This is a genomic window from Castellaniella sp. FW104-7C03, assembly GCF_040276085.1.
Taxonomy (GTDB): Bacteria; Pseudomonadota; Gammaproteobacteria; order Burkholderiales; family Burkholderiaceae_B; genus Castellaniella.
In genome coordinates, this window is record NZ_JBELOK010000033.1 from 1 (window position 1) to 599 (window position 599).

Genomic DNA, 599 nt, shown 5'->3' on the forward strand with positions numbered 1-599 from the left:
GGCATCCACGTCTGGGCAGGCCCGCGCAGGCGTCCCCGGTGTCAGCACTGCCACAGTGAGCGGCTGCGCATCAAAGCCACCTACCAGCGCACGCTTAAACACACCCGACAGGGCAACCGGATCATGCTGCTGCACCTGGCCGTGCCCAAGTATCACTGCACCGACTGCAACCGCTATTTCCGTCACCGCTTTGCCGGTATCCTCCCGCGCCTGCGAGCCACCGAGGCGTACCGCCTGGAGGTCTTTGAAGCGCATGAGGGCGGTGTGAGCCAGCGCAAGCTGACCCATACGCACCGTATAGGTAGTGCCACCGTCGAGCGCTGGTATCAGTCCTTTGTAAAGCGGCGCGTGGCCGAGCTCTCGGGCAGAACCTGCCCGCAGGTGCTTGGCATCGATGAGCACTTCTTCACCCGCAAGAAGGGCTACGCCACAACCTTGGTGGATCTGAAGAACCACAAGGTGTTCGATGTGGTGCTGGGCCGCTCAGAGGCCAGTCTGCGCAGCTATCTGAAGCGCTTGCCGGGCAAGGAGAACGTGCGTGTCATCGTGATGGATCTGTCCGAGACCTATCGCCGCATTGCCCAGCAGTACTTTCCTAA

At 61.8% G+C, this 599-nt stretch carries 1 protein-coding gene; it reads left to right on the forward strand.

The window, feature by feature from the left end:
• Positions 1-123: 123 nt before the first annotated feature.
• Positions 124-599: transposase (locus tag ABS758_RS14945; protein WP_350384141.1), on the forward strand; the 476-nt coding region annotated here is incomplete at its 3' end.